The sequence below is a fragment of the Vibrio sp. ABG19 genome (assembly GCF_029962385.1).
Taxonomy (GTDB): domain Bacteria; phylum Pseudomonadota; class Gammaproteobacteria; order Enterobacterales; family Vibrionaceae; genus Vibrio; species Vibrio ostreae.
The window spans coordinates 401,519-428,514 of record NZ_CP071707.1; the positions used below are offsets into that span (position 1 = coordinate 401,519).

The window sequence follows — 26,996 nt, forward strand, 5'->3', positions numbered from 1 at the left end:
CATTTTTAGCACGTTCGTTCTATTTTGCAAATAGCATTTCTCGCCCTGTTGAAACTATGAAACAATGAACAAACTTCACCCGCGTTTAAGGAAGGATATGCAAGGCATTCTCGAACAACTGCAATTTTCTGCTTCTATCACCGGACCAATCTGTTTAATGCTGGCGCTCGGTGTCATCTTCAAACGGATGAACTTAATCAATGAGAATTTTATCGACGTCGCATCACGCATGGTGTTCCAGGTTACCCTGCCTGCCCTGCTGTTTTTGAGCATAGTCGGCTCTAAGCATGACTTCTCATCCAGTATGCCGCTGATCCTGTTTGGTCTGATTGCCAATTTTGCCTTCTTCCTTTTCACCACCTGGACCACCAAACGCACCGTACCGAACCCGAAAGATCAGGGCGTGGTGATTCAGGGTGGTTTTCGCGCCAACACCGCGATTATCGGTCTGGCTTACATGGCCAACACTTACGGTAACAGCGGCGTAGCGCTGGCGGCGATTTACGTGGCCTCAATGACCATGCTGTACAACATTCAGGCCGTGATCACCCTGACGCCAAAAGGCAGTACCAGCGGCCTGCAGGCGGCGAAACTGATGGTCAAAACCCTGACCAAAAACCCGCTCATCATTTCGATTGTGCTCGGCATGATTTGCTACTTTCTCGCCGTGCCAATCCCGCAGGTGGTTGAAAAAGCCGGCCACTACTTTGCCAACATGACACTGCCACTGGCGCTGCTGTGCACCGGCGGCTCGCTCGATATTCGCTCTCTTCGGGATGATAAAGTCGCGGCATGGATTTCCACGGCTTACAAACTGGTACTGGCACCGCTGATGATCACTGTCGCCGCGATGATTTACGGCTTCCGCGATATGGAACTGGGCCTGATTTTCCTGATGAGCGCGTCCCCAAGCGCCGCCGCCAGTTACGTCATGGCGCGCGCGATGGGCGGCAACGCGGCACTGGCGGCCAATATTATCGCCATGACCACGGTCTTTTCACTAGTGACCTGTACCCTGGGAATATTTCTGCTGTCGACCTTCCAGTTGCTGTGAGGCGCTGCCTGATGAAATCAGCCAGATAAAAACGGCACAGCAGCGCTGAAACCCCTAAGCTTTACAAATACAAGTTTTAACCCGCCCAGAGCGTAAGGGAGCAACAATGCGAATCCGCTGGTTATGTTTGCTATGGCTGCTGTCAGTCTGTACAGCACAGGCTGACAGTCCACAACGATGGGAAATAGCCAAAAACGAGGATGGTATTACCATTCACACCCGCCATCATCAGGATGGTCTGGTCGAAATCCGCGCCCAGATGTTTGAGCAAACCAGCTATGCGGCTTTTCTGGCGCTGCTGGAAGACAGCGCCAATCTCCCGAACTGGATAGATAACGTCTCTTCCAGCCGTGTACTCAAACAGCTCTCACTCAATGAGAATATTGTTTATACCCGCTTCAGCGCCCCTTGGCCGGCGCGCAATCGCGATATGGTAACTTATTCCCGCTTTGAACAACCGAACGGCGCTTTTATTCTCACCATCGAAGATGCTTCAAAGCGCTACCCGCCACAGCCGGACTATATTCGCATTAAAGGGGTCAAAGCGACCTGGACACTGGAAAAACTCACCAACGGTCTGACTCATATTGACTACATTGCCTTCGCCGATCCGGGCGGCAACCTGCCAGACTGGATGGCCAACAAGCTATCCGTCTCCAGCGCCTTTAATACCTTTCAGGGCCTCAGACAGCAATTGCCCAAATACCAGCAGCGCCAGCATTCTCAAGTCAGTGAGTAATTACCACAGCTTGGCATAAGGCAGATAAATCAGATTCAGCACCATCAACAGCGTCATCACCCCAAACGTCAGCTTCATGCCGATCACGCGGCCTTTGAGCTGATCATTTAATATTGCTTTAGCATGCAGCATGCGACCGACCATAAAAGCAATCCCGCACAGATGAATCCACCATACGGCGGCACCATTCGTTTCGGCCAGCCCCATCAAAATCAAAGTGATCGGTACATACTCAGTCGCATTGCCCTGCGCACTGCACGCCAGGGTCAACGCATTCACACCACCGTCCCTATACTTCACTCGATGGCGCCGACGTTGCTTGATGACCTGCACCGCCAACCAAATCATCAACCCAGCCAAAATGACGGCATACAACGCTGTAACCATAAGATTTCCTTAGTATCAATTGAGGAGATAAGTGTAGATGAAAAGAAAGCGAAAAGCGCTGCTCGGCAACGCTTTGAGTATGAGTGTAGATAGCATCAATATCAGGCCTGTTTCTCTTACCACGCCTGCATGTAGAGACTACACGCATCACCGATACTAAAAAGGGTATGACCTTGGGCATATTCATGAAAATCCAGCATATCTAATATTGTTAAACGACATCTATCAAGCAAACGAATTTAAACTAGTCATCTGTTAATTCTCGATTAAACATTGGATGTTTATATTGATCTTTTAAACGTTCTAGACGAATGTGCTCAACATTATTATGAACATTTTTTAGCTCAGATATAAATTTATTTTTCTCCTCAAAAGAACTGAAAAAAAATTTCCGACTAAACCTTGGATGATCCATCGTTTCTGTGTTTATTTTTATTATTGTATCGTTAATAAGGTCAAAAATAACCAAATGTTCAGAGAAATAAACGTCTAATTCTTCCACTTGAGGCTTAAAGTTTGTCAAACCAAAGGAAAGCAATGCACAACCTCCCACGCCAACGAAGGCTAAAGGGCCAATCAGGACTAAAGCGACAATACATACTGCCATTCCCACCCATGCAAATCCCCTCACTACTGTGTAAGCCGTATCAGGAACCGCTACTTGCTCTGTATAATGAATACCCACAGGGGTTAAATTATATCGAAAGTATCTATCAGCCATAAATAGATATCTCGCAGCAAACACTCCAATCAAACAAATTAGACTCAATATCCAAAAAAGAATATCGTCTGTAGATGCTCCCATGACTAAAAGTAAAATGAAAGGCATCAATCCTGAAAAAATTGCACCTATCCATCTTGCTATAGCTGCACGACGTCCTCCAAAACCGGTATATTCCCAACTAAAAATAACGTTACTGCTATATAATTCATCTTTTAATTGGTTTAATTCTTGTTCTGATATCATTGAGCTATCTCTATCTAGTTTTGAACCAGCTGTTTATTCGATATTGAAAATATATATTCTGCTGCATAATGCTACTCGAGACCGATTTATTTTTAATTAGACCCGTACAGGACTGTAGAGTTCATCTAGCTAGATGAACTCTACCAAGAAAAATTTAAACTAGTCATCTGTTAATTCTTGATTAAATATCGGGTGCTTATATTGATCATTTAAGCGTCTCAGAAGATTATGCTCAACATTATTATGAACCTTTTTGATCTCAGATATAAAATTATTTTTCTCATCAAAAGAACTGAAAAACAGTGTCCGACTAAACCTTGGATGATTTGTCGTTTCTGTATCTAAGTTTATTATCGTATCTTTAATCGGGTCAAAAATAACTAAATGATCAGAAAAATAAAGTTCTTTTTTTAAAACTTCTGGCTTAAAGTTTGTCAAACCAAAGGAAAGCAATGCACAACCTCCAACGCCAACAAAAGCTAGAGGACCAATCAGAACTAAAGCGACAATACATACAGCCATCCCCACCCATGCAAATCCCCTCACCACAGCGTAAGCCGTATCAGGAACCGCTACTTGCTCTGAATAATGAATACCTACAGATGTCAAATAATAATGAAAACTTCTATCAGAAAAGAATAGATACCTCGTGGCAAACATCATACCAACACAAATAATGATATTAATCCAAAATAAAATATCATTGAAATTAAGATCACTTACCACAAGAAAAACCAAAGGAATTAGACCCGCGACAATAACTAATAACCAACGCCAGATAATAGCAATACGTGATCCTATACCGGTATATTCCCAGCTAAAAATACTTTCACTGCTATATAATTTTTCTTTCAATTGTTGCAACTCGTTCTCTGATATCATTTACTTTTCTCTACATTTACAATTCTTGTTGAAAAATCTTTTTCGTTTATCGGCTCCAATTCCAACTCACCATTACTGGAACCTTGCGCACAAAATTTCATCGCTTGATTATCCTGATTTATCCAGTTAAATGGTAAAGAAATACAAACACCAATAATATCTTTATCACTGCCACCTAAATTCAATCGATACACCAAATTATCATCCTCAGATTCCCAATTTCCCAACTGTTCATTAATAAGTACTGGTGAGCTTGATTTCGGTATCTGATATGAAAGTGTCTGCTGCTTTGGAGAGCGTGTAATTTGTAATCCAATTACCTTATTTTTAAGATATGAGGGAACTTTTATTTCAATCTGCCACTGCATGTTAAAATTATAACGTTGATTATGAGGGAGATCTTTCAACACTGATTTTAGCCGAATAACGGGGCGATGAACCAACCGTTCCAAATTGATCAACTCTTCCGTTGCTGTCCAAGACTCCGGGTCTTTTCCCCAAGTTGAATCCCTTAGCCAGTTTTCTAAATCAGAACGCTTAAAAACATTGGTTATGATGACAGCAATCAGATAAATAACACCGATAACAGCCATGCCCGTTAACATCCAACCAGCGCTGATCCAACCTATAGTAAATATTCCAAAAAAACGGCTACCTAACCAAGCTCCCAACTGTATACCAAATATGGCACTCTGTGCGAGAGTTGCAGACCACTTTAGAGCATAACCAGCTCTTTCCATTGGTGCTCTGGAAGTATCCTTGAATCGCACATAACTTTCCCATGTTTCTAATGCGCTGGAAATCAAACCGATAGTTGAGACTAATGCAATAGATTTAGAAAATACCTTTAGCGCGCTCTTTGTACTAACTGATTGTCCTTTATTAATTGTTTCCTTCAATGATTTGTCTAGAAGATCTTTTTGAACAATTGTGTCCCAAGCTCTCCCAGCACTAATGGCTCCGGCTGCCACCACGGTATAACCAGTTGCATATATCGCTTCTCCCACTGCAGGGTTATCTAGCGGATCTAAACTCGAATTGTCGGCAAGTTTTTGAGGTAAAGCCTCCAGCACCGCCATGGTGTTCCATAAGTTCAGGGCAAACACCAATCCACCCAGGCCTCCTAAAGAATTACTGACAGAAGTAGTGTTCACTTTTGTTTTTTGCCACACAGCTTCAAGCTTTTCATTTACGGACTGCTGGAAAGTCTTCATCGCCGCTTGTTCTTTGAGCGTGACCATCATAGGTAACTCTTTACTATACAAATTTTCAAGCTTACGCCTGGCTGCGTTAGCCATACCAACCTGATGATTTTTGGGACTTATTTTTCCCGGTTTGAGATTAATCGCCCCATCGATCTCTTTGAGTATATTGTTCAGTTTAACTCCAAAATTTCCCAATTCTTTTGCATAGTTGGGGTTAGACTTAAGAACCGCATCTTCATTAACGATGTTTTCTACTAAAATCAGCCTGATGTTTGAGAGCAAGCTCTGTGTACCCGGTTTGCGTGCATATTGATACGGGAACAGCAGTTCCTGCAACGCTCCCCAGCTGTCTTTTGCCTGGTTAGCAATGGCGCTTTGCATCGCAGAAAAACTAAGTTGAATCGGATCAATTAAGGACTTAAACCAAGCCTTCTCCTGAATACGGCTATCGCCGGTGAAAGTATCCCAGTTCGCAATAGCAGTGGATAGCGCCACCATATCACTCGGCGTCGAGAGGGAGAGAAACGAAGTACTAAAATCTTTGACATGCTCATTAATTGCTTTATTGGCTTCAGCAGAAAAGCCAGCAGAGGCTAATGCCATCAAATTTTTCGGCGAATCGAAAGATAACTCTTTCTTAAGCCTTGCCAGCCCCTTCTCACTGCTGTTGGCTTGGGTTACCACTGCTAAAAATTGACTCACCAAATCCATTAAATAGGCTTGCTGATACGCATCCTGATTATCGATTCCCAGTGAAACAGGATCAGTGCCAAGCTGATTAAACGCAGCCATAAATTTGGCATAATGGGCTTGTATTTGTTCATCCAATCCTTCTAATTGGGTGTAATGCTCAATAAGAAAATTATCCAGGTCATCCCACCGGACTTCATCATGGAACACATTGTTTTTTGTCTTCCAGTCACGCATTTGTTGGCTGCTAGGCGAGAAATTGTACATTCTCTTCAGTTCCGCCAACTGCTGATCAGCCTCTTTATGTATGGGAGAGTCAAAGATAGGCACTACCCCCTGACTGGCGGCATCGGTAAATTCTATTTCAGCTAACTCAGCGGTAGAAACGTACTCGGTCAGCGCTTTTTCAAACTCTAAGAGACGAATCGGATCTTGCTTTATGTATTCAGGCAGGTCTTTCTCTTCAACAGTCACTCGCCCCAGAGAACGCGTTAATGCCGCCATTTGCAGCTTATGCTGTTTATCTTCATCCCCCATCAATTGACTACGACTCCCAACTTGTTTAGCAAATTGAATAAAGAGATCTGAGGTGTCTGCCAATGGATCATCCAAGGCCACAAAAACCGCACTGGTTTGCTCTGGCAGATCGCTAAGATATTCACTACTGGCTGCGGCAGGTTTAACTGCGACCAAATTAAACTCACTCTCGCTCGGGGTATCGTCTTGCTGCTCAGAAGCGGATAGCGGAGTACACGTATCGTCAAATAGTTTATTCTGATCTGAAACATCGATATCAGCGACATAATCGCCTAAATAGCGGGCGAATTGAGCATGAGGAAGCGCTGAATTTTCATCACACTGATTTAAGCTTAACTTGCGCATTAAAGCATTGCGACTACCTGAGTCAGAGCGCATATGCTCGCAAACCCGCCAGGTCCAGCGCTGATGCGCGTAACCAATAAATAGCATATGTGTTGAGGGATAAAACAGGCAACTTTTTGTCTCACCTTCACTCCCCCGCTCAGCAGCGGGTTTTGTCGCTTCCTCTGATGACCAGTCAATCTTGATAAACTTACAGCCAAGCACCTGATATTCATGAAAAGTATTGGCTGTTTGATCAAACACGTAAATCCAGCCATCACGCAATTGCCTCAAAGTATAGTGGCGCTCGTCAGACTTGAACCGTCCTTGCCATCGCTTGCCATCGTCGGGGAACGGATGCAGCTGATCACCATGTTCATCATTATCATCAAACGCATATCGAACCGGAATAATACCCAACATAGACAGCTTAAGCGGACAAGTACCGGCCGGATCCTGAGAATCTTTTGTCTGGCCGGATTTGGCTGAATTCATTGCGCCACTCATGCTTGTCTCTCCTGCGATTGTGAATACTGGTATGCCAGGTTTGCTGCTGCTTCAATACGTTGTGATGGGGTTTGTTGCGAAGATTGATGAATCAACTGGTAAATATCCGCATAAAGCGGCTCTTGAACGGCCTGCAGGCCGACAAAGCCGATGACATTAAAAAACATCAACAGGTCACGCTCAGAGCTAAAACCTTGCTGATAGGCATTTTCGGCCTGTAACGCCAGCCAGTCAGGCTGAGAGGCTTGTTGAGCCAGTGTTTCCGGAAACCAGCGCAGCATATGATTTTCGATACTTTCCAGGGTATTACACCAGGTTACCTGACCCAATAAGCGCCACTGCTCATCAGAAAGCTTGTAGGTGCCTTGCTCCGCCGCAAGCAGCGCGTCAGGTTTTACCAAGTGCTGCCAGCCTTTTCGGGTGGGTAGCCAGGCCTGATTCATCACCTGCCACAAATTGGCCACTCCGGTACTGAGCAATATGTATCCACATTCTGTGTTCGCCATTTTGGCAAATACTAAAGAGCCATAGGGGGATTCGACCTTAATCAGACTTCGTAACCCATCGGCGACCTGATTGAGGGTCAGTGATGAGGAAAAGAAATACCCCGCCATCGCTTCATTTAACTCTAAAAACCAATCTGTTACCGATTGTGTCGCTCTGATGACATACGGCGAAACCGGCAGCAATTCCTGATACGGAGCATCGAGATAAATCGGCTCCAGATCCAGCTCACCTTTGAGGCCATACAGCTTAACCGCAAGATGTTCAATCTGCGCACCATCGACCAAAAGGTAAAGCACCTCATGTGAATCGATAGTCATATCTGGAACTGTGGTCACTAAGTTTGCTTTCATGCCTGCTCTTTTGCCTCTTCACACACTTCACAAACCGGGTCTTTACCTTTCAGCGCTTCAATCTGCCGGCTTTTCAGCAGCGGCGACATCGATTGCTGACTGGCGGTGATGCTCTGCGCTTCAGCGGCTTCCGGCGCAGCCACCGCCTCTATCCCCCCTGGCAATACAGCCGTCAGGCCGCCGTAGCCAGAGCCTGAACTGGCACTGCCGCCGGAGTTGAGGTTGATAGCTGAGCCGACCGCGTGTACGCCAGCCGGGTCAATTTTGATGAAGCTGCCGCCGCCCTGAATGGTGATCTCGCTTCCTGCGTCCAGTACCAGTTTGTTGCCCGCTTTAAGGTGAACTTCGCTGCCGGCTTCAAAGATGGATTTGGCGCCGACTTTCAGCTGCAGTCCGCCGCCAATGTCGACGCTGTTATCAAGGGCAATATTGGTCCGGCTTTCGCCGCCGATGGTGAGGTGCTGGTTGTTGTGCACCTGAGTAAAACTGTCATTAGTGATGGTCTGATGTTTATCGTGCTTGATGCGGTAGGTCTGGTCGTTTTCAATCAGGCGCTCGAGATCTTTCTGCGCATGCAGATAAATCTGCTCACTACCAGCCTGGTCTTCCAGGCTCAGTTCGTTATAGCCTTCGCCCTGATGGGTCTGGGTGCGCAACACAGTTTTGGTTTTATTGTCCGGCAAGGTGTACGGCGCTACATTCGTCGCGTGGTAGGTTCGTCCGGTGACAATCGGCTGATCCGGGTCGCCGTTTAAGAACGACACGATCACTTCATGGCCGATACGCGGGATAGCCAACATACCGTATTGGCTGCCGGCCCAGTCCTGAGCAACCCGCACCCAGCATGAGCTGTGCTCGTCGCGGTTGGAATTGCGATCCCAGGGGAAATGCAGTTTGACCCGGCCATGCTCGTCACAGAAAATCTCTTCACCCTGCGGGCCGACCACAGTGGCTATCATCGGGCCGTCTACTTGAGGTTTGGTTTGCGGCGTGGCGCGCCAGTTCATATTGCCCGGAATAAGCTTAAACTGGTTGGCATAAGTCGTGGCACCGCTGCCGCCAGCCTCTTCCAATGCCTGTGGCTGCCTGCCCTGATGCGCAATACTGACCACCAGCCACTCGCGGTTGAGACTGTCATCGCTGTGCTCAGTCAGGGCAAACTTCACCCCGGCGCGCAGCAGCGGCTGATTACTGCGCCCGCTGGCGCTGTGGGCGTCACGGCGCAGATAGTCGAGGCGGATCTGGCTGTACGCTTTGCCGTTGGCATCATCTTTATAGCGCCCCGGCGCATCAAAGTGTTGGTAACCGTCCTGCTGATAGGCCATCTCGGTGCCGGTCGCGCTTTGGGCAAACGAGTAAGCCGGCTTTTTAAAACTGTAGTCACGCAGCGCTGTGTCGCTGACTTCCGCCTGGGTATTGCTGCTGAGTGCGGAGATGTAAGGCGTATCCATCACGCCGCCGGCTAACGTGTTGTAGGGCACCGGCACGCCGAGTGACGGCAGAGAGTCTGACGCATCACTGAATAACAAGGTGTGCTTGCCTTCTTGATGCACAAAGCTGTACACCAGCCCTTCTTCGGCGGCGAGACGATGAACGAAATCGAGGTCAGATTCGCGGTACTGGACACAAAACTCACGCTGCGCGCAATCGCGGGTCATGGAAAAGGCATACTCATTAATGTCCATCTCCTGCAGCAGCACAGCGATGATCTCCGGCACGGTTTTAAGCTGGAAAATCCGGCTGTTGTAACGCAGTGACAAACGCTCCAGCGCCGGCACCAATGTCAGTGAGTAGAAGGTATGGTGATGACCGGTATCGCCGCGGCTGAAGCGGCGCACAATGCCGTTGACGCGCTGGACCAGCACATTGTCGCGATAAAACGTCAGCTCTGCGGTTTTGTCGACGATGGCGTCAGCGCTCAGGTTCGGTTGCCGGCTGGCCAGTTCAATCTGATAGCGGAAACCATGACAGGGCGCACTGCCCTGCCCCTCACTGGACAAGGTTTCCTGCCCGTTAAACGCATGCACCACCAGGGTGTCGTCTTCCAGCCCTTCGACCTGAATTTGATAACTTAACGTCGCCATGCTGCCATTCCTTGCTACTCGGTAAAGGTGGGTAACTGCTGAGTTAAACCGGTTGGCGCTGTGCGCTCAGCCGGACAAATTTTTGCTCACCCCTAAACGCAAAACACCCGTGTCCATGCTGAAACAGAATGGCGCGGGTCAGATACTTTGGGTTTAAGGCTGACAAAGTTGCCCGCCAGCGGCGGGCAACTGAGTTCGAGCGTGACTTACGCTTCGACAGGCTTACGCCAGTCATCAGAACCTGAAGTACCCGCGTTAACGTGATCCCAGGTGATTTTGCGGTAAGACATAGACACAGTCAGGTTCTGAGTGAAATCAGATTTCGCCGGATCCTGACAGTGTGGCATTTCGCAGTGAATATCCACGATAGAGGCGTTCTCCAGCTTAGTGGTGAAGAAGTTCTCTTGTTTGCCTTCAATAGAGGTACGGTACCATTTCAGCTCAACGTTGGTCATCTTCTCACCAGACGCCAGTGCGTTGTAAAGCAGAGGAACCGCTTTGTTCAGAGACACAGTGAATTTAAACGGCTTGTGTACACGCTGACCAGAAGGCTGACCAGATTGTGGGTCAGTTGGTACAGTTACGTTGTGATCGAACTGCTGAACCAGCATTTGGTCTTCGTGACCTTCAACGAATGAATCGCCGATAGAATCCGCAGTACAAGCGCCTGCAGTGATAAGACCCTGGGTTTGACCTTCGATAGAGATATAACATGGAGTTGGCATTGCTAATTCCTTTCTAACTGATGATGTCGTTTAAAGCGACGATGATTGAAATATGCGCCGGGCGCGAATTCAGTCATAAGGGAGCAAGGTCAATGCCAAAAATACAACCATTAAAAATCAGTTAGTTATATTGAATTAACTATTGTTAGAGCAACAAACTGCCTCCGGGTGAGCAACATTTTGCTTGGCGGGTAAACTTCTTCCTGCGCTGATGGATTGAGACAGATATGAAAAAGCCCGATTTACACTATAAATCGGGCCGGTCATTCAGGCGATGGTCAATCTATTGCGCCTGAGAATCAAGCTATAAATTTATACATCAGTGTCGCCAGCGGCGGTACGCGCAGTTCAAGCGACTGCGGCAAATCCTCGCTCGCGACTGTTTCGGTCGCGACCAGATCTTTGACTTCAAAATCGCTGCCGTCATACTTGCTTGCATCGGTGTTGAGCAGCAACTGATAACGTCCTGTTACCGGTACACCGAGTCGGAATGCGTCATGCGGCACCGGAGTGAAGTTCGTAATAATCAGAATCCGCTCGCCGTCCGCACTGAAACGTTCATGGGCAATCACGCTGGCGTCAGCCGAGTCCTGCAGACGCCATTCGAAGCCTTTCGGTTCGCAGTCCAGTTCATGCAACGCCGCTTCACTGCGATAGAGGTGGTTGAGATCGCGTACCAGACTCTGCACGCCTTTATGACGCGGGAAATCCAGCAGGAACCACTGCAGCTGGTCGTCATGATTCCACTCTGCAGTCTGGCCGAATTCAGCGCCCATAAAGTTAAGTTTTTTACCCGGCTGACCATACATATAGCCCATGTAAGCGCGCATGTTGGCCGTTTGCTGCCACTCGTCTCCGGGCATTTTGTAGATCAGCGACCGCTTGCCGTACACCACTTCGTCATGAGACAAGGACAACACATAGTTCTCACTGAACGCGTAGATAAGCGGGAAGGTCAGCGTATTATGGTGGTACTTACGGTGCACCGGATCTTCTTTAATGTACGACAAACTGTCGTGCATCCAGCCCATATTCCACTTAAAACCGAAACCTAGCCCGCCCATAAAGGTTGGCGCGGACACGCCCGGAAAGGCGGTCGACTCTTCGGCAATGGTCATTGCATTCGGGAAGTATTTGTACACTTCCTCATTCATCCATTTCAGCGTGGCGATCGCATCGTAGTTTTCCCGCCCGCCGTCAATATTAGGTATCCACTGATCGTGGCTGCGCGAGTAATCGAGATATAGCATAGAGGCCACCGCATCGACACGAATGCCATCGATGTGGAACATCTCAAACCAGTACAAGGCGTTCGAGACTAAGAAACGACGTACATGCTCGCGCCCCATATCGTAGATAAACGAGTTCCAGTCCTGGTGCCAGCCGCGGCGCGGATCCGGATCGTGATACAGCGGCGTGCCGTCAAAATTAGCCAGACCATGATCGTCAGACGGGAAATGCGCCGGTACCCAGTCGAGCACCACGCCTAAGCCGGCCTGGTGACAGACATCGACAAAGTATTTAAAGTCATCCGGGCTGCCAAAACGGCTGGTTGGCGCAAACAGTCCGACTGGCTGATAGCCCCACGAGCCGTAAAACGGATGCTCCGAGACCGGCATCAGCTCGACATGGGTATAGCCCATATCAACCAAGTAAGGCACCAGTTGATCGGCCAACTCGCGGTAATTAAGGAAGCGGCCATCTTCACCGCGTTTCCAGGAGCCGGCATGCAGCTCGTAAAACGACAATGCTTCTTTACGTTTTTCGGTTACCGCGCGCGTCTGCCACGCCTCATCCTGCCACTGATAGCCCTGATGATCATAAACCACGGAGGCAAACGATGGATACTGCTCGGCATAACTGCCCCACGGATCGGCTTTGTGTGGCAAACCTTCTCCATGCGGGCCCTTGAGTTCAAACTTGTATTGTACACCGGCTTGCAAGCCAGGAATGAACAGGCCCCAGATGCCGTAATCGAGACGCTGCATCGGATGGCGGCGACCATCCCACTGGTTAAATGATCCAACCAGGCTGCAGGCGGATGCATGCGGCGCGTAGACTAAAAAACGTACCCCGGAAATCTGGTTGCCGTCGCGCTCCACAGTGACAAACTGTGAGCCCATATGGTGATACATGGCTTTGGGCGTATGCAGATCATCATACTCGGCGTAAATCCCGTGATACTGATACGGATCATCGATGATCTGCTCGACCCCATCCCAGTCAATCGCCAGCTGATAATGGGTAAAGCGTAAATCACGCTCTGCGTTGAGCACAAAGCCGGAATCCAGTTCACGTTGCAGCTCAATTCTCGCTTCACCCTCAATCAGAAGTTCTACTTTACTGGCTCCGGGCATCCATACCCGCAGTGCTCCCTGCTGTGCGGGAATAAAAGGACCGAGAAATGCGAAGGGATCAGCAAAGGCAGCGCCGGCAAGTTGCTGATAAGCCAATTGCAGCTTGGACGGCTTCTTTTTGGTCGGTTTCAATATTCCTACTCCTAAACCTGAACTTACCTAAGGAAAAAAAGGCCCGCTAAGAAGCGGGCTGCTAGCATAAAACCATCTTATCGAACTCATCCTGGTCGTGGAGTGACCCAGGCTAAACTTCTCAGCGTAAGTAGTGAGAAATCATAAATCACTCCACAATCATTTACTTGCTCGCTGTGGCTCGGACTTCACTCAGTTTAGAGGCAATGCGGTTTACATCCTCGCGAGCAAAAATCTCATCCAGATTCATCGACAATTTACGCTGCCAGTTAGGATATTCATTTACCGTGCCAGGAATATTGACCGGCTTATCCATCTCCAGCCAGTCCTCAAGCTGCACACTCAGCAGCGCCGAGGAACCCGCTGCCACATGCAGTTGCAGCGCTTCACTCAGATAAGAGTCCATCGGTACCAGGCTGGCATCACGCCCGACACCTGCTGGCAGAAATCCATGCCAGGCCACCGAATCAAGAATGCCCTGCTTGCATTTGAGGCGGTCAGCAAACAGGGTTTCAAGCTGCTCTTCGTCCGGATACAGGCCGATCTCACGCCCCATTTTCAGGTCATCACAGTGCCAGAAGCCACGCAGGGTAGGCATATCGTGGGTACACAGCGCTGCCATGGATTGATCCGCATAATGAACCGGCGAGATAAAGCCGCCGTCTTCTTTGGAGGTTTCAAAGAAGAACACCTTGTAGGAGTGCACACCGGCATCGCGCAGTAACTCCACGATTTCATCCGGCACGGTGCCGAGATCTTCGCCAATCACACTGCATTGGTGACGATGCGATTCCAGCGCCAGAATCGCCAGCATGTCACGTACCGGATAGTAGACATAAGCACCTTTACTGGCATTTTCACCTTTCGGGATCCACCACAGACGCAGCAGGCCAAGCACATGGTCAATGCGTAGCGAGCCGCAATGCTTCATATTAGAGCGCAGCAGATTGATATAAGCGCGATACGCGGTTTGCTCCAGCACCTGCGGATTGAGTGGTGGCAGGCCCCAGTTCTGCCCCAGAGGACCAAGAATATCCGGCGGTGCACCAATACTGGCATCCTGCACCAGAATCCCCTCATCCGCCCAGGTTTCCGAACCGGCATCAGACACACCGACCGCCAGGTCACGGTACAGGCCGACCGCCATGCCTTTCTCTTCAGCCAGAGTCTGCACTTCACTGATCTGAGTATCGGCAATCCACTGCAGGTACATATAGAGATGCACGCTGTCCTGGTTGTCTTCGATAAATTTCTGTACCGCCGCCAGATCAAAGCGGCGATATTTTTCCGGGAACACCGGCCAACCCCAGACGTTGCTGTCTTCGGCATGCAACTGGGCGTGCAGCGCATCAAACGCGGCCTGATGCAACAAACTGTCACCGCCCTGCTCAACAAAGCTCAGAAACGCGGCAGCGCGGTCACTATTTTTATCCAGATGACGAGTTTTAAACTCTGCAAACAACAAAGGCAGCACGCTCATCTTCATCGCTGCGACTTCGCTGTAGTTGACCCAATGCTCTTCACGCACTTTTTGTAGGCGCTGCTGGAAATCCGGACTGCCGACTTTTTGCTGCGCCTCAGCACTCAGCGCAAATTCCGGTACCGAGCTGACATCGATGTAGAGGATATTGAGCCAGCGACGCGATGACGGGCTGTACGGACTGGCCCCTTCCGGGTTAGCCGGAAACAGCGAATGAATCGGGTTGAGACCGACGAAATCACCGCCACGTGAAGCAATGTCCGCTACCAGCTGTTTAAGGTCGCCAAAATCGCCCATACCCCAGTTGTGCTGGGTACGCAGGGTATAGAGCTGCACACTCGGGCCCCACAGTTTTTTGTGTTGCTCAAGAGCCGGCTGCTTGTAACAGGCTGACGGAGTAATAATCAGCGTCATGCTATAGGGCGCTTTACGACGCTTGCGGGTGATCAACAGGGTGTGATATCCCCAGGCCAAATCACTGGGCAAAGCAAATACCAGAGGGCCACCCTCGGCACGCTCGTCCCGAACGATCTGCGACTGAAGATAGCCTTCAAGTACTTCTCCCTGCTCGGTTTCCAGGCGCCAGTTAAATTCACTTTCACGCGCACTAACGCCAAGGTATAACGGCACTTCCACCGCTTCACCGTCGCGGATCACCAGCACAGGATCGAGCACATCTTTCTTGTGCTTTTTCTCCGCCGATTTGAGTAGTGCGTCGTCACTACTGGTGTCATAACCCAGGCAACCGAGTAAATGGCGAATCGTCTCATCCTGTACGTGCGCTTCGTCGCCCCAGGCACTGATATAGCGGTTGGATATATTCGCCATTTCAGCGACCTGCATTAACGCATTATTGTCTTTCATCGCTCTCTCCGAAGGGAATTGCCACCCTTCAAATCATGTAGGGTTTATTGTAATTAATATGATGAAGGCACAGCCCGGGACGTTGGCCCGGACTGGTTTGGAATCAGGCTCAGCGTTTGATCGCTTCCAGTTTCCAGATGTTATTCACGTAATCACGAATACTGCGGTCGGAACTGAATTTACCTACCAGCGCCGTATTAAGAATCGCTTTCTTAGCCCAACCGGCCTGATCGCGGTACTGCTCATCAATTGCCTGATGCGCCGCAACGTAAGAAGCGAAATCAGCCAGCACCAGATACGGGTCACCACCATCCAGCAGGCTGTCATACGTGGTGCGCAGTTTACTCGGCATACCCGGGGTAAACTCGTCACCGAGCAGCAAGTCCAGTGATGCTTTCAGCAGCGGATCAGCATGATAGAAGTCGTACGGGTTGTAACCCTGCGCCCGCAACGCTTCCACACCGTCCACTTCCAGACCGAAGATGTAAATGTTGTCATCACCGACCTCTTCACGAATTTCAACGTTCGCGCCATCCATGGTGCCGATGGTCAGCGCACCGTTGAGTGCCATCTTCATGTTGCCGGTACCGGAAGCTTCTTTACCGGCGGTCGAGATCTGCTCGGACACATCAGCGGCCGGGATAATGATTTCCGCCATGCTGACCCGGTAATCCGGAATGAACACCACTTTCAGCTTGTCACTGACACGCGGGTCATTATTGACCTTCTCGGCAATCTTATTAATCGCGTAGATGATCTCTTTCGCCAGGTGGTAACCCGGCGCCGCTTTCGCTGCGAAGAAGAATACCCGCGGGTGCATATCAAAACTGGCATCGTTCACCAGGCGATGGTAAAGCGACAGAATGTGCAGCATGTTGAGATGCTGGCGTTTGTATTCATGCAGACGTTTGATCTGAACATCAAAAATCGCATTGGTATCGAGCTCAATGTCCATGTGCTCTTTGACCCAATCCGCCAGACGCTGTTTGTTCTCTTTCTTGACCGCCATAAACTGCTGCTGGAATGTCTTGTCATCCGCGTACTGCGAAATGGCTTCCAACTGGTCGAGATGCGCCGGCCACTCGTCACCGATCTTAGCGCTGATCAGGGCTGACAGGCCCGGGTTACAGAATTTCAGCCAGCGACGCGGGGTAATACCGTTAGTGACGTTTTGCAGACGGCCAGGATAGAGTTCATTAAACTCAGGGAACAGATCGCGTTTGACTAACTCAGAGTGCAGTGCTGCCACCCCGTTGACCGCGTACGAACCGATAACGCACAGGTTGGCCATACGCACCATACGGTGGAAACCTTCCTCGATAACCGACAGTTTTTGCTGTTTAGACACATCGCCCGGCCATTTAGCGCGGACTTCTTGCAGGAACAAGTGGTTGATCTGGTAAATGATTTCCATATGGCGCGGCAGCAAACGCTGGATCAAAGATTCGCTCCAGGTTTCCAGCGCTTCCGGCAGCAGGGTGTGGTTGGTGTAAGCAAACGTATGCGAACAGATAGCCCACGCCTCATCCCATGACAACTCACGCTCATCGATCAGAATACGCATCAGTTCCGGAATGGCGATGGTCGGGTGGGTATCATTGAGCTGAATGGTTTCCTGCTTAGGCAAATCAGCCAGAGCAAAACCGGCCGCTTCGTGACGACGCAGAATGTCGCGCACTGATGCCGCACTGTGGAAGTACTGCTGCATCAGACGCAAAGTTTTGCCTTTTTCATGGTTATCGTTCGGGTACAGCACTTTAGTAATGTTACCCGCATCGATCAGCGCGTGCTGCGCTTCAAAGTAGTTACCGTTGTTAAAGCTCTCCAGTGAGAACGGCGCAATCGCGCGGCACTCCCACAAACGCAGCGGATAAACGGTTTCACTCTGATAGCCGACAATCGGCAAATCCCACGGCATCGCCTGCACCAGCATACCCGGCACCCAGCGTCGTTTCTCGACTCCGTTTTCCTGGGTGACTTCGACATGGCCGTAAAAACCGATTTCCTGTTTCAGTTCCGGACGGGCCACTTCCCATGGGTAGCCTTCCACCCCGCCCCACGCATCCGGCGCTTCTTTCTGGTGGCCATCTTCAAATGACTGCTTGAACAGGCCGTATTCATAATGCAAACCGTAACCGACGGTCGGGTACTCCTGCGCAGCACAAGAATCCATGTAACACGCCGCCAAACGTCCCAGGCCGCCGTTACCGAGTGAAGGGTCACGCTCTTCTTCCAGGATATCGGTCAGGCTCAGGCCCAGCTCCGCCATAGCTTCAGCGATCTGTTCATACAGACCCATGCTGATCAGGTTGTTACCGGTCAGGCGGCCAATCAGGAATTCCAGAGACAGATAGTTGAGGCTCTTAGCATTAACAATGCGCTCATCCTGCTCAGTTTCCAGCAGGTCAAAGGTGGTCAGCTCAGCCAGGGCACGTCCCATCGCCAGGTACCACAAACGGCTGTTGGCATGTTCAACGGTACTCGCGTAGGTGGCAGTCAGATGGCGTTTCACGTTGTCTTGGAATAAAGCTTTATCAAATGTTTTTTGTTGCGTAGGTTTCATGGAGAAATCTCACTTATGGTTCTAATCCAGCTGGGACATATCCTGCATCTAGCGCGCCAGCAAAACATCCTCCCACAACACCGCTCCCACGGGAGTAGGAGTAAGGGCGTAGAGGAGGAGCTCCCGGGTTTGAGTGATCCATCTCTCACAGAAACCAGCCAGTAAGAATTTCTGAGTGACCAGGATCACAGCAAACTGCCTTTAAAGCGTACGGAGATTTTATGAAAGCAAGGTGATTGATGGATGGACCCGTTGCTCAAAATGCAACATTGCTCACATTTCAAACAGAGCAGAAACCGCTAATGGCGCGCGATTTGGTGGAAGACCACCGCCATAACGGTGCACAACTGCATCAAATTGGTGATCAGACTCACACTTACAGGGCGTAGTTCGGTAAGAAGTGTGAATCCTGCTTAAATCTCGCCGCGGATCAATAAACGTAGGCAATGACATCAAGTAACATTCTTACATCAAGACGTGAGCTGACTCACTTCATATAACAAAAATGACAGAACGGAACGTATTAACATGTGGATACCTTCTAAACTCACGCGTCCCGGGCGGTTGCATAATGCCATCGTCCGGCCACGTGTTCTGGAACTGCTCCAGCAGGCGCCCTACTACAAACTGGTGTTGTTCCGCTCTCCGGCCGGCTACGGCAAAACCACCATGGCAGCGCAGTGGCTGGCCGATAAGCCCAACGTCGGCTGGTACAGCATCGATGAAAGTGATAACGATCCGTTTCGCTTTATGAATTACATGCTGCAGGCGCTCAATAAAGCCACTCATCAAAGCTGCCCGAATGCGCAGAAACTGGCCGAGCGACGTCAGTTCTCTACCCTGCACTCGCTGCTGAGCGAACTGTTTGCAGAAATGTCCGAGTTCCAGCAAGAGTGCTATCTGGTCTTAGACGACTATCACCTGATCAGTGACGAAGATATCCATGAAGTAATGCGCTTCTTCCTCAAGCATATGCCGGATAACCTGACCCTGGTAGTCACCAGCCGTATGATCCCACCGCTGGGTACGGCCAACCTGCGGGTACGCGATCTGATGATCGAAATCGGCAACGATCTGCTGGCGTTTGATAATGAGGAGACCACACGCTTTTTCAATCAGCGTGTTGCCGAAGGCATTGATGACAGCACCGCAGTCAGCCTGCGAAATTATGTCGAAGGCTGGCCGTCCGCACTGCAGCTGATCGCGTTGCAGGCTCAGCACCAGAGACGCACCCTGGCCCAGTCGGCCGAATCTGTCTCTCAGTTTAATCACGCCCACTTGTGGGACTACCTGGTCGAGGAGGTGTTTGATCTGCTCGACAAAGAGACCCGCCACTTCCTGATGCAGTGCTCGGTCCTCGATCACTTTAACGATGCGCTGGTCGCCGCGTTAACCAAACGTGATGACGCACTCAACATGATAGAGCAGCTCAACCGTTATGGTCTGTTTATCTATCCGCTGGAAGGCGAACATAACTGGTATCGCTTTCATAACCTGTTTGCCGAATTCCTGGCTCACCAGCGCCTGGCTAATATTCCGCAGCAGGAGCAGGAATTGCATCGGGCTGCCGCGCTTGCCTGGCTGGAAGCCAATACGGCGCATCAGGCCCTGCTCCATGCCCGCTTAGCCCAGGATTCAGATTTGCTGGCACGAATTCTGGTTGAACATGGCTGGAAAATGTTTAACGAAGGTGAACTGGAAATTCTCGAAGAAGCGATTAATCTGCTCAGCCCGACCCAGCTCTACAGCCAGCCGAAACTGTGCCTGCTGCAAGCCTGGCTGGCACAAAGTCAGCACCGCTACAATGCCGTCGGCGATCTGCTGGCACGTGCGGATCAGGAGATGAGCGCCCTGAATATCAAGCCCAGCAGTAAAGAGCAGGGTGAGTTCTGCGCTCTGCGTGCCCAGGTCGCCATCAACCAGAATGAACCGGAGAAAGCGCTTGAGCTAGCGGAGCAGGCACTGGGCCAACTCGATAACACCATCTACCGCAGCCGCATTGTCGCCACGTCGGTGGTCGGCGAAGTCAACCATGTGCTCGGCAATCTCAGCCGTGCTCTGTCTATGATGCAACAGACGGAAAAGCTGGCGCGCCAGTATCAGGTCTACCATCAGGCGCTATGGGCACTGCTGCAGCAGAGTGAAATTCTGATTGCCCAGGGTTATGTTCAGGCTGCCTTTGAAGTGCAGGATAACGCATTTAAACTGGTGGAAGATCAGCATTTGCACCAGTTGCCGCTGCATGAATTCCTGCTGCGTATCCGCGCTCAGATCCTGTGGTGCTGGAACCGCCTTGATGAAGCAGAAGAGTGCGCTTATAAAGGGCTGGATGTATTGGGTAAACAGTCACCCAGCCAGCACCTGCACAGTTACTCCATGTTGGCGCGCATTGCGATAGGCCGGGGTGAACTCGATAAGGCCGGCCGCTTTATCGAACAGATTCAGCATCTGCTCAAGCAGTCCAATTACCATGTCGACTGGACCGCCAATGCGTCACTATCCCTGCTCCTGTACTGGCAGGCACGCGACGATCAAACCGCGATTGCAGAATGGCTGCAAGGCAGTATTCGTCCGCAGCATGCCCGCAACCACTTCCAGCAGATGCAGTGGCGCAACATAGCCCGCGCGCAGATAAACCAAGGTCAATATGATGAAGCACGCGAGACTCTGGCGTTTATGCAAAGTGAAGCGGAGCAGTACCAGTTGGTGACCGATACCAACCGTAACCTGATCGTCGAAGCGTGTCTGGCCACTTCCTGCGCGCAGGATGACGTGGCACGCGACAAACTCAAAGCCGCACTGCGCCTGACCAACCAGACTGGCATGATCGGTAATTTCCTCATCGACGGGAACAAGATAGGTCATCTGCTGGAAAAACTCTCCCACCGGGTTGATTTGGGCGATCTGGAACGTCACCGCGCTCAGCAACTGATGAAAGAGATTTCCACCACTCAGCGCAGCCGCTCCGTGCACTTTGACGAGGAGTTTGTTGAGAATCTGATCAATCACCCGAACATTCCTGAGCTGGTGCGCACCAGCCCGCTTACACAGCGTGAGTGGCAGGTGCTTGGTCTTATCTACTCCGGGCTGAGTAACGAGCAGATTGCGCAGGAACTCGATGTGGCCGGTACCACGATCAAAACCCACATCCGTAATCTGTACCAGAAACTCAACATCGCCAATCGTAAAGAAGCGGTGCGTACCGCGGAGAATCTGTTGCAGCTGATGGGATATTAAGCCCCGAGGTGCCATCAGAGCCGCTAAAACGCAAAGAGCCAGCAATCTGCTGGCTCTTTTTATTCCGGCCCGTTTACAGGCCCTCAGGACGCATTGGTCAATTAAAACGACTTCGGCGCGAAACCTGTCATCGCCTGCAGACGCAGGGCTTTACCGATTTTAGTCATCGGGTGTACCACCACCAGACCTTTCACTGATTTTTTCAGCTTACCCAAATCAGACTGTTCAGCTTTGGTCAGCTCACGCGAGAACGGCATATCCGCCAGTTGCTTGCGTTCTTTATTCAGTTCGTAATCTTCTTTGCCTTTGAGGCCGTTGAGCTTTTTGCTCAGCTGATCCAGGTCATCAGTGAATTTGCTGATCATCGCGCTGTCGCCGCGAGTCTTAGCGGCATCCAACTTGCGACGGCAAGTATCCAGGCGGTTGTTCAGTTGTTGAATGTCGTTTTTCAGACTCATGGGAAAACTCTCTTCGTGAAACGGGCACGGAGTATAGCACAAAGGTCCGCTCAGAGTGGTATTTGTAAAAAAGAAAAGGCACCCGATTGGGTGCCTTTGGACGCTTTAAATGGCGGGACCGTTAGATAGAGATAGGAATAAGTTCCAGTCCGAGAACCGAACTGATCCCCATCACGACCAACAATGACACTTTGAACACCGATTTTGACCACTGGACATAATTGTCTTCGGTCACCGGGCGGAATGTCACTCGGGTCCACATGAAGCATACGGCTGACGCAACGGCCAGATACTCGTAACCGCCTTCACCGGCCAGGAACAGAGCAAACGCCACAACGTTAAACGCCACAACGTAAGCCATCATATGCTTGCGCGCTTTCTCGATGCCGGACACAACAGGCAACACAGGGATGCCCGCCGATTTGTAGTCCTGCATACGAAACATCGCGATTGCGTAAGAGTGTGGCATCTGCCACAGACCAAACAACGCGAACAGCAACACAGCTTCCAGGCTGATGTAGTTGGTCACCGCAAGGTAGCCGACCAGGGGCGGAACTGCTCCCGACACACTGCCGACTAACGTACCGTACACCGAGGTACGTTTGTACCACATGGTGTAGAAGAACACGTAAAACACGTATCCCAGCAACACCACCACTGTCGACAGCGGATTGGCCAGCAGGTACAGCTCAGCTGTGCCTGCTAACAGCAACACAATGGCAAACACAAACGCATGGTCAGCATTGATCTCGCCTTTCACCAGTAATCGGCTTTTGGTGCGATCCATTCGCGAATCGATATCACGATCGAAAATGTTGTTTACCACACAACCTGATGCAATCACCATTGCCACCCCTGCCAGGGTGTAGGCCAGCAGCGCCACATCGGCCGTCTCTGATTTAGCTGCGAGGAAGAACCCCGCAGCCACAGAGATAAGGTTACCGATGATGATGCCTGGCTTAGTGATAGAAACGTAACCTTTAATCATGAAACGCCTACATCTTCATATTGACGTTGAGGTTCCACATAATCCAGATTGAACCACCAATCAGGATCAGTACCACAATTGCAGTAAACATCAGCGACACGAAGTTCCAGCGCCCTTCTTCAGTGCGGGTTTCCATGTGCAGGAAGTATGCAAAATGGACAAACACCTGAACAAGTGCACAACCGAACATTACCGCGTAAGTCGCCGCTGCAGGCAGAGTTTGTGCTGCAACGAAATAGAACGGAATGGCGGTCAGGATCAGTGACAGGATAAAACCTTTGACGTAATCCTTTTTACCAGTATCTACATGTTGGTTGCTCATTACATTACTCCCACTAGGTAGACGATGGTGAATACACAGATCCAAACGATGTCCAGGAAGTGCCAGAACAAGCTCAGGCAGTTCAGACGCGTTTGCATCATGTCGTTCAGACCTTTAGTCGACAGCTGCCAGTAGCACACTGCCAGCCAGATCAGACCAAAGCTTACGTGCAGACCGTGCGTACCCACCAGCGTGAAGAACGCTGACAGGAATGCACTGGTGTCAGGACCCGCGCCATGGGCGATCAGGTGATGGAATTCGTAGATTTCCATCGCGATAAAGCCAGCGCCCAGCAGGAAGGTCACAGCCAGCCAACGTTTCAGACCAGCCAGGTCCTGACGTTTCATCGCAATCATGCCGAAACCGAACGTGATACTACTAAACAGCAGCAGCATGGTTTCAACAAATACGAACGGCAGTTCAAACAGGTCTTTACCGGTTGGGCCACCCGCAGTTGCGTTCGCCAGTACTGCGTACGTTGCAAACAGAGTTGCGAACAGTACACAGTCACTCATCAGGTAAACCCAGAAGCCGAACAGCTTGTTGCTACCGGTATCGTGGTGATGATCATGCGCGTGCGCATCATGAGCATTAGCGTGCATAGGTCACCTCCATATCGTCGTCTTTCTGACCTGCGGTGTTGTTAGCTTCAGCCACACGCTTACGGTGCGCTTCTTCAATTGCTTTGATTTCATCAACCTGAACATAGTAGTCCACGTCTTCGTTGAAGCTGTGCTTGATACAAGTCACAACCACACCGATGAAGCCAATCGCGGCCAGCCACCAGATGTACCAGATCATCGCGAAACCGAAGACCAGAGACCAAGCCGATACGTACATACCCGTCGGGGTGTTCTTCGGCATGTGGATTGGCTCGTATTCCACTTCTTTGTTCAGGTCGTGCTCACCACGCTCTTTCTGGTACCAGAAGGCATCCAGTTCATCGCCTTTCGGCAATTTAGCGAAGTTGTAGAACGGCGGTGGTGAAGAGGTTGACCATTCCAGAGTACGGCCACCCCATGGGTCACCGGTCACGTCCAGGTTCTCTTTACGGTCACGGACACTTACGTAAATCTGGATGAACTGACACAGTACGCCCAGTGCAACGATAGCAGTACCAAAGGCAGCAACCGCCAGCAGAGGGAAGAACTCTGGGTCAATGTTCTGGCTGATACGACGAGTCATACCCATGAAGCCCAGCGCGTATAGCGGCAGGAATGCCAGGATGAAACCAGTGATCCAGCAGTAGAACGCACGTTTGCCCCATGCTTCGTTCAGCATGAAACCTGTTGCTTTCGGGAACCAGTAAGTAATCGCTGCGAAACAGCCGAATACCACACCACCAATGATAACGTTGTGGAAGTGCGCAATCAGGAACACTGAGTTGTGCAGTACAAAGTCAGCACCAGGAACCGCCATCAGTACGCCGGTCATACCGCCGATAGAGAACGAAATCAGGAAGCCGATGGTCCACATCATAGGGGTAGTGAACTTGATACGACCACGGTACATAGTGAACAGCCAGTTGAAGATCTTAACCCCGGTCGGGATAGAGATGATCATGGTTGCAATACCGAAGAACGCGTTCACGTTTGCACCGCCACCCATGGTGAAGAAGTGGTGCAGCCATACAACGAAGGCCAGAATGGTGATAACGATTGTCGCCCAAACCAGAGAGGTGTAACCGAACAGCTTCTTACGCGAGAAGGTTGCTGTTACTTCTGAGAACACACCAAACACCGGCAGAACCAGGATGTATACTTCAGGGTGACCCCATGCCCAAATCAGGTTGACATACATCATCATGTTGCCGCCCATGTCATTGGTAAAGAAGTGCATGCCCAAGTAACGGTCCAGAGTCAGTAACGCGATGGTTACAGTCAGGATTGGGAACGAAATGATGATCAGGATGTTGGCACAGAATGATGCCCAGGTGAATACCGGCATCTTCATCAGTGGCATAGACGGCGTACGCATACGCAGAATTGTCACGAAGAAGTTCACACCAGTCAGCGTGGTACCTACACCGGATATCTGCAGCGCCCATATCCAGTAGTCAACCCCGACCCCCGGACTGGCATCAATGCCAGACAGTGGCGGATACGCAAGCCAACCAGTACGGCCGAACTCACCCACAGCCAGCGACATGTTGGTCAGGATAACACCGACCACAAACAGCCAGAAGCTCAGGTTGTTCAGGTATGGGAATGCAACGTCACGAGCACCGATTTGCAGCGGAATGACGATGTTCATCAGACCGATAACCAGCGGCATCGCCACGAAGAAAATCATGATCACGCCGTGCGCGGTAAAGATTTGATCGTAGTGGTGCTGAGGCAGGTAACCTGCTTCACCCGCTGACGACAGCAATTGCTGGCTACGCATCATCACCGCATCGGCAAAACCACGAATCAACATGATCATTGCAACGGCGATATACATAAAGCCTAGTTTTTTGTGGTCTACTGACGTAAACCATTCATTCCATAGGTACTGCCATTTACCCATACGAGTAATGGTAGCCAATAGCGCGAGACCAACAAGCGCAATTACAGCTACAGTAATTACGACGATAGGCTCGTGATATGGAATGGAATCTAATGTAAGTCTTCCAAACATTGTTTGTTACCCTTTGTGTTCTGCCATGTTCATATGACCGTGAACTTCCTTTTTCTCATCATCATTGAGAGAACCCATAAACTGCATCACAACAGATGAGAACAGGTCTTGAGGAACTTCAGAGAAGTAAGTCACAGGAACGTCTTCGCTCGGCTTAGCCAGCGTTTGGTAATCACTGAAATCGTTCAGCTTCTTAGGCTGAGCTTTCACGTTTTGTACCCACTCATCAAAGCTTGCTTGATCAGGCAGGGCACTGGCCGTGAATTTCATGTGGGAGAAACCTTCGCCGCTGTAGCTGGAAGAAATACCTTTGTACTCACCTTCATGATTAGCAATCAGATGCAAACGGGTCACCATGCCTGGCATAGCGTAAATTTGACTACCTAATCGAGGGATGAAGAATGAGTTCATGATGTTGTCAGAGGTGATTTTGAACTCCACCGGCACATCTTTAGGGAACGCGACATAGTTGACTGTGGCAATATTCTGCTCAGGGTAGATAAACAGCCATTTCCAATCCAGTGACACAACTTCGATTGTCATATGATCGACGTCGCTTTTCAGAGGAACAGATGGCTCGAGCTCATGGGTAGAACGCCAGGTAATCACGCCCAAAATCGCGATGATGATGATTGGAATCGTCCAAACCACCACTTCGATCTTGGTCGAGTGTGACCAATCTGGTGTGTACTCTACGTCAGTGTTGCTCGCACGGTATTTATAGGCAAAGTAGATTGTCATCAAAATCACAGGGATCACGACAATCAACATCAGAACAAGAGCTGTGATGATCAACTCCTTTTCACGTACCCCTACCATGCCCTTTGGATCAAGCAAAGCAGATTGACATCCCGAGAGGAGCAAAATTGCAATGAACAATCCGGCTCTCGACAAGATGTTTTTATATCTTGAGGCTTCCATTGACTTTCTCGACTGTATTTGCGGGATTCCAGAGACAAAAGTTGGCACTTTTAAGAACCCGCGGTTGATGTTTATGAGTTTTTATGTGTAATTGAGC

General features: G+C 50.0%; 19 protein-coding genes. 3 read left to right on the forward strand and 16 right to left on the reverse strand.

Annotation, left to right across the window (positions count from 1 at the left end; translation table 11 throughout):
* Positions 1-97: 97 nt before the first annotated feature.
* Positions 98-1,054, forward strand: a complete 957-nt coding sequence (locus tag J0X00_RS01765; protein ID WP_136483684.1) for an AEC family transporter — start codon at positions 98-100, stop codon at positions 1,052-1,054.
* Positions 1,055-1,160: 106 nt separating this feature from the next.
* Entirely contained in the window at positions 1,161-1,793 is a 633-nt protein-coding gene (locus J0X00_RS01770; RefSeq protein WP_282476844.1) for an START domain-containing protein, read from the forward strand.
* Here J0X00_RS01770 and J0X00_RS01775 read toward each other — a convergent pair whose 3' ends face one another.
* The 10 genes from J0X00_RS01775 to J0X00_RS01820 all read right to left on the reverse strand — a co-directional run bounded on the left by J0X00_RS01775 (position 1,794) and on the right by J0X00_RS01820 (position 18,354).
* The gene (locus tag J0X00_RS01775; RefSeq protein ID WP_282476845.1) at positions 1,794-2,180 is read right to left on the reverse strand and encodes an MAPEG family protein; all 387 of its coding nucleotides are present in this window, start codon (positions 2,178-2,180) and stop codon (positions 1,794-1,796) included. It abuts the gene before it with no gap.
* Positions 2,181-2,424: 244 nt separating this feature from the next.
* The gene (locus J0X00_RS01780; protein ID WP_282476846.1) at positions 2,425-3,147 is read right to left on the reverse strand and encodes a hypothetical protein; all 723 of its coding nucleotides are present in this window, start codon (positions 3,145-3,147) and stop codon (positions 2,425-2,427) included.
* Positions 3,148-3,306: 159 nt separating this feature from the next.
* Positions 3,307-4,029 carry a hypothetical protein gene (locus J0X00_RS01785; protein ID WP_282476847.1) on the reverse strand — a complete coding sequence of 241 codons (723 nt, stop codon included), beginning with the start codon at positions 4,027-4,029 and terminating at the stop codon, positions 3,307-3,309.
* A complete protein-coding gene (locus J0X00_RS01790; RefSeq protein WP_282476848.1) occupies positions 4,026-7,292 on the reverse strand; it encodes a T6SS effector BTH_I2691 family protein in 3,267 nt (1,088 codons plus the stop codon). Before J0X00_RS01790 ends, J0X00_RS01785 begins: the two co-directional genes overlap by 4 nt.
* On the reverse strand, positions 7,289-8,149 hold the full coding sequence (locus J0X00_RS01795) for a DUF4123 domain-containing protein (RefSeq protein ID WP_282476849.1): 861 nt from the start codon (positions 8,147-8,149) through the stop codon (positions 7,289-7,291). Before J0X00_RS01795 ends, J0X00_RS01790 begins: the two co-directional genes overlap by 4 nt.
* Positions 8,146-10,233 carry a type VI secretion system tip protein VgrG gene (locus J0X00_RS01800; protein ID WP_282476850.1) on the reverse strand — a complete coding sequence of 696 codons (2,088 nt, stop codon included), beginning with the start codon at positions 10,231-10,233 and terminating at the stop codon, positions 8,146-8,148. Before J0X00_RS01800 ends, J0X00_RS01795 begins: the two co-directional genes overlap by 4 nt.
* Positions 10,234-10,439: 206 nt before the next feature.
* Positions 10,440-10,958 (reverse strand): type VI secretion system effector Hcp-2, encoded by a 519-nt coding sequence (hcp-2, locus tag J0X00_RS01805; protein WP_218561622.1) that lies wholly within the window; start codon positions 10,956-10,958, stop codon positions 10,440-10,442.
* Between the two features lie 299 nt (positions 10,959-11,257).
* Entirely contained in the window at positions 11,258-13,447 is a 2,190-nt protein-coding gene (glgB, locus tag J0X00_RS01810; protein ID WP_282476851.1) for a 1,4-alpha-glucan branching protein GlgB, read from the reverse strand.
* Positions 13,448-13,610: 163 nt separating this feature from the next.
* Positions 13,611-15,791 carry a 4-alpha-glucanotransferase gene (gene malQ, locus J0X00_RS01815; RefSeq protein WP_282476852.1) on the reverse strand — a complete coding sequence of 727 codons (2,181 nt, stop codon included), beginning with the start codon at positions 15,789-15,791 and terminating at the stop codon, positions 13,611-13,613.
* Between the two features lie 109 nt (positions 15,792-15,900).
* Positions 15,901-18,354, reverse strand: a complete 2,454-nt coding sequence (locus J0X00_RS01820) for a glycogen/starch/alpha-glucan phosphorylase (RefSeq protein WP_282476853.1) — start codon at positions 18,352-18,354, stop codon at positions 15,901-15,903.
* A 528-nt stretch (positions 18,355-18,882) separates the two neighbouring features.
* Between J0X00_RS01820 and malT the strand changes: the two genes are divergently transcribed.
* A complete protein-coding gene (malT, locus tag J0X00_RS01825; RefSeq protein ID WP_136483672.1) occupies positions 18,883-21,591 on the forward strand; it encodes an HTH-type transcriptional regulator MalT in 2,709 nt (902 codons plus the stop codon).
* 101 nt (positions 21,592-21,692) lie between these two features.
* Here malT and J0X00_RS01830 read toward each other — a convergent pair whose 3' ends face one another.
* From J0X00_RS01830 to cyoA, 6 genes are all read right to left on the reverse strand, one after another.
* Complete coding sequence (locus tag J0X00_RS01830; protein ID WP_136483671.1) at positions 21,693-22,049, reverse strand: YibL family ribosome-associated protein; 357 nt, start codon at positions 22,047-22,049, stop codon at positions 21,693-21,695.
* A 121-nt stretch (positions 22,050-22,170) separates the two neighbouring features.
* On the reverse strand, positions 22,171-23,037 hold the full coding sequence (cyoE, locus tag J0X00_RS01835; RefSeq protein ID WP_136483670.1) for a heme o synthase: 867 nt from the start codon (positions 23,035-23,037) through the stop codon (positions 22,171-22,173).
* Between the two features lie 7 nt (positions 23,038-23,044).
* Positions 23,045-23,359 carry a cytochrome o ubiquinol oxidase subunit IV gene (cyoD, locus tag J0X00_RS01840; protein ID WP_136483669.1) on the reverse strand — a complete coding sequence of 105 codons (315 nt, stop codon included), beginning with the start codon at positions 23,357-23,359 and terminating at the stop codon, positions 23,045-23,047.
* Positions 23,359-23,961 (reverse strand): cytochrome o ubiquinol oxidase subunit III, encoded by a 603-nt coding sequence (cyoC, locus tag J0X00_RS01845; RefSeq protein WP_136483668.1) that lies wholly within the window; start codon positions 23,959-23,961, stop codon positions 23,359-23,361. Before cyoC ends, cyoD begins: the two co-directional genes overlap by 1 nt.
* Entirely contained in the window at positions 23,951-25,978 is a 2,028-nt protein-coding gene (gene cyoB / locus J0X00_RS01850; protein ID WP_282476854.1) for a cytochrome o ubiquinol oxidase subunit I, read from the reverse strand. The genes cyoC and cyoB overlap by 11 nt, the downstream gene beginning before the upstream one ends.
* A gap of 6 nt (positions 25,979-25,984) precedes the next feature.
* On the reverse strand, positions 25,985-26,899 hold the full coding sequence (gene cyoA, locus J0X00_RS01855) for a ubiquinol oxidase subunit II (RefSeq protein ID WP_136483666.1): 915 nt from the start codon (positions 26,897-26,899) through the stop codon (positions 25,985-25,987).
* Positions 26,900-26,996 lie beyond the last annotated feature (97 nt).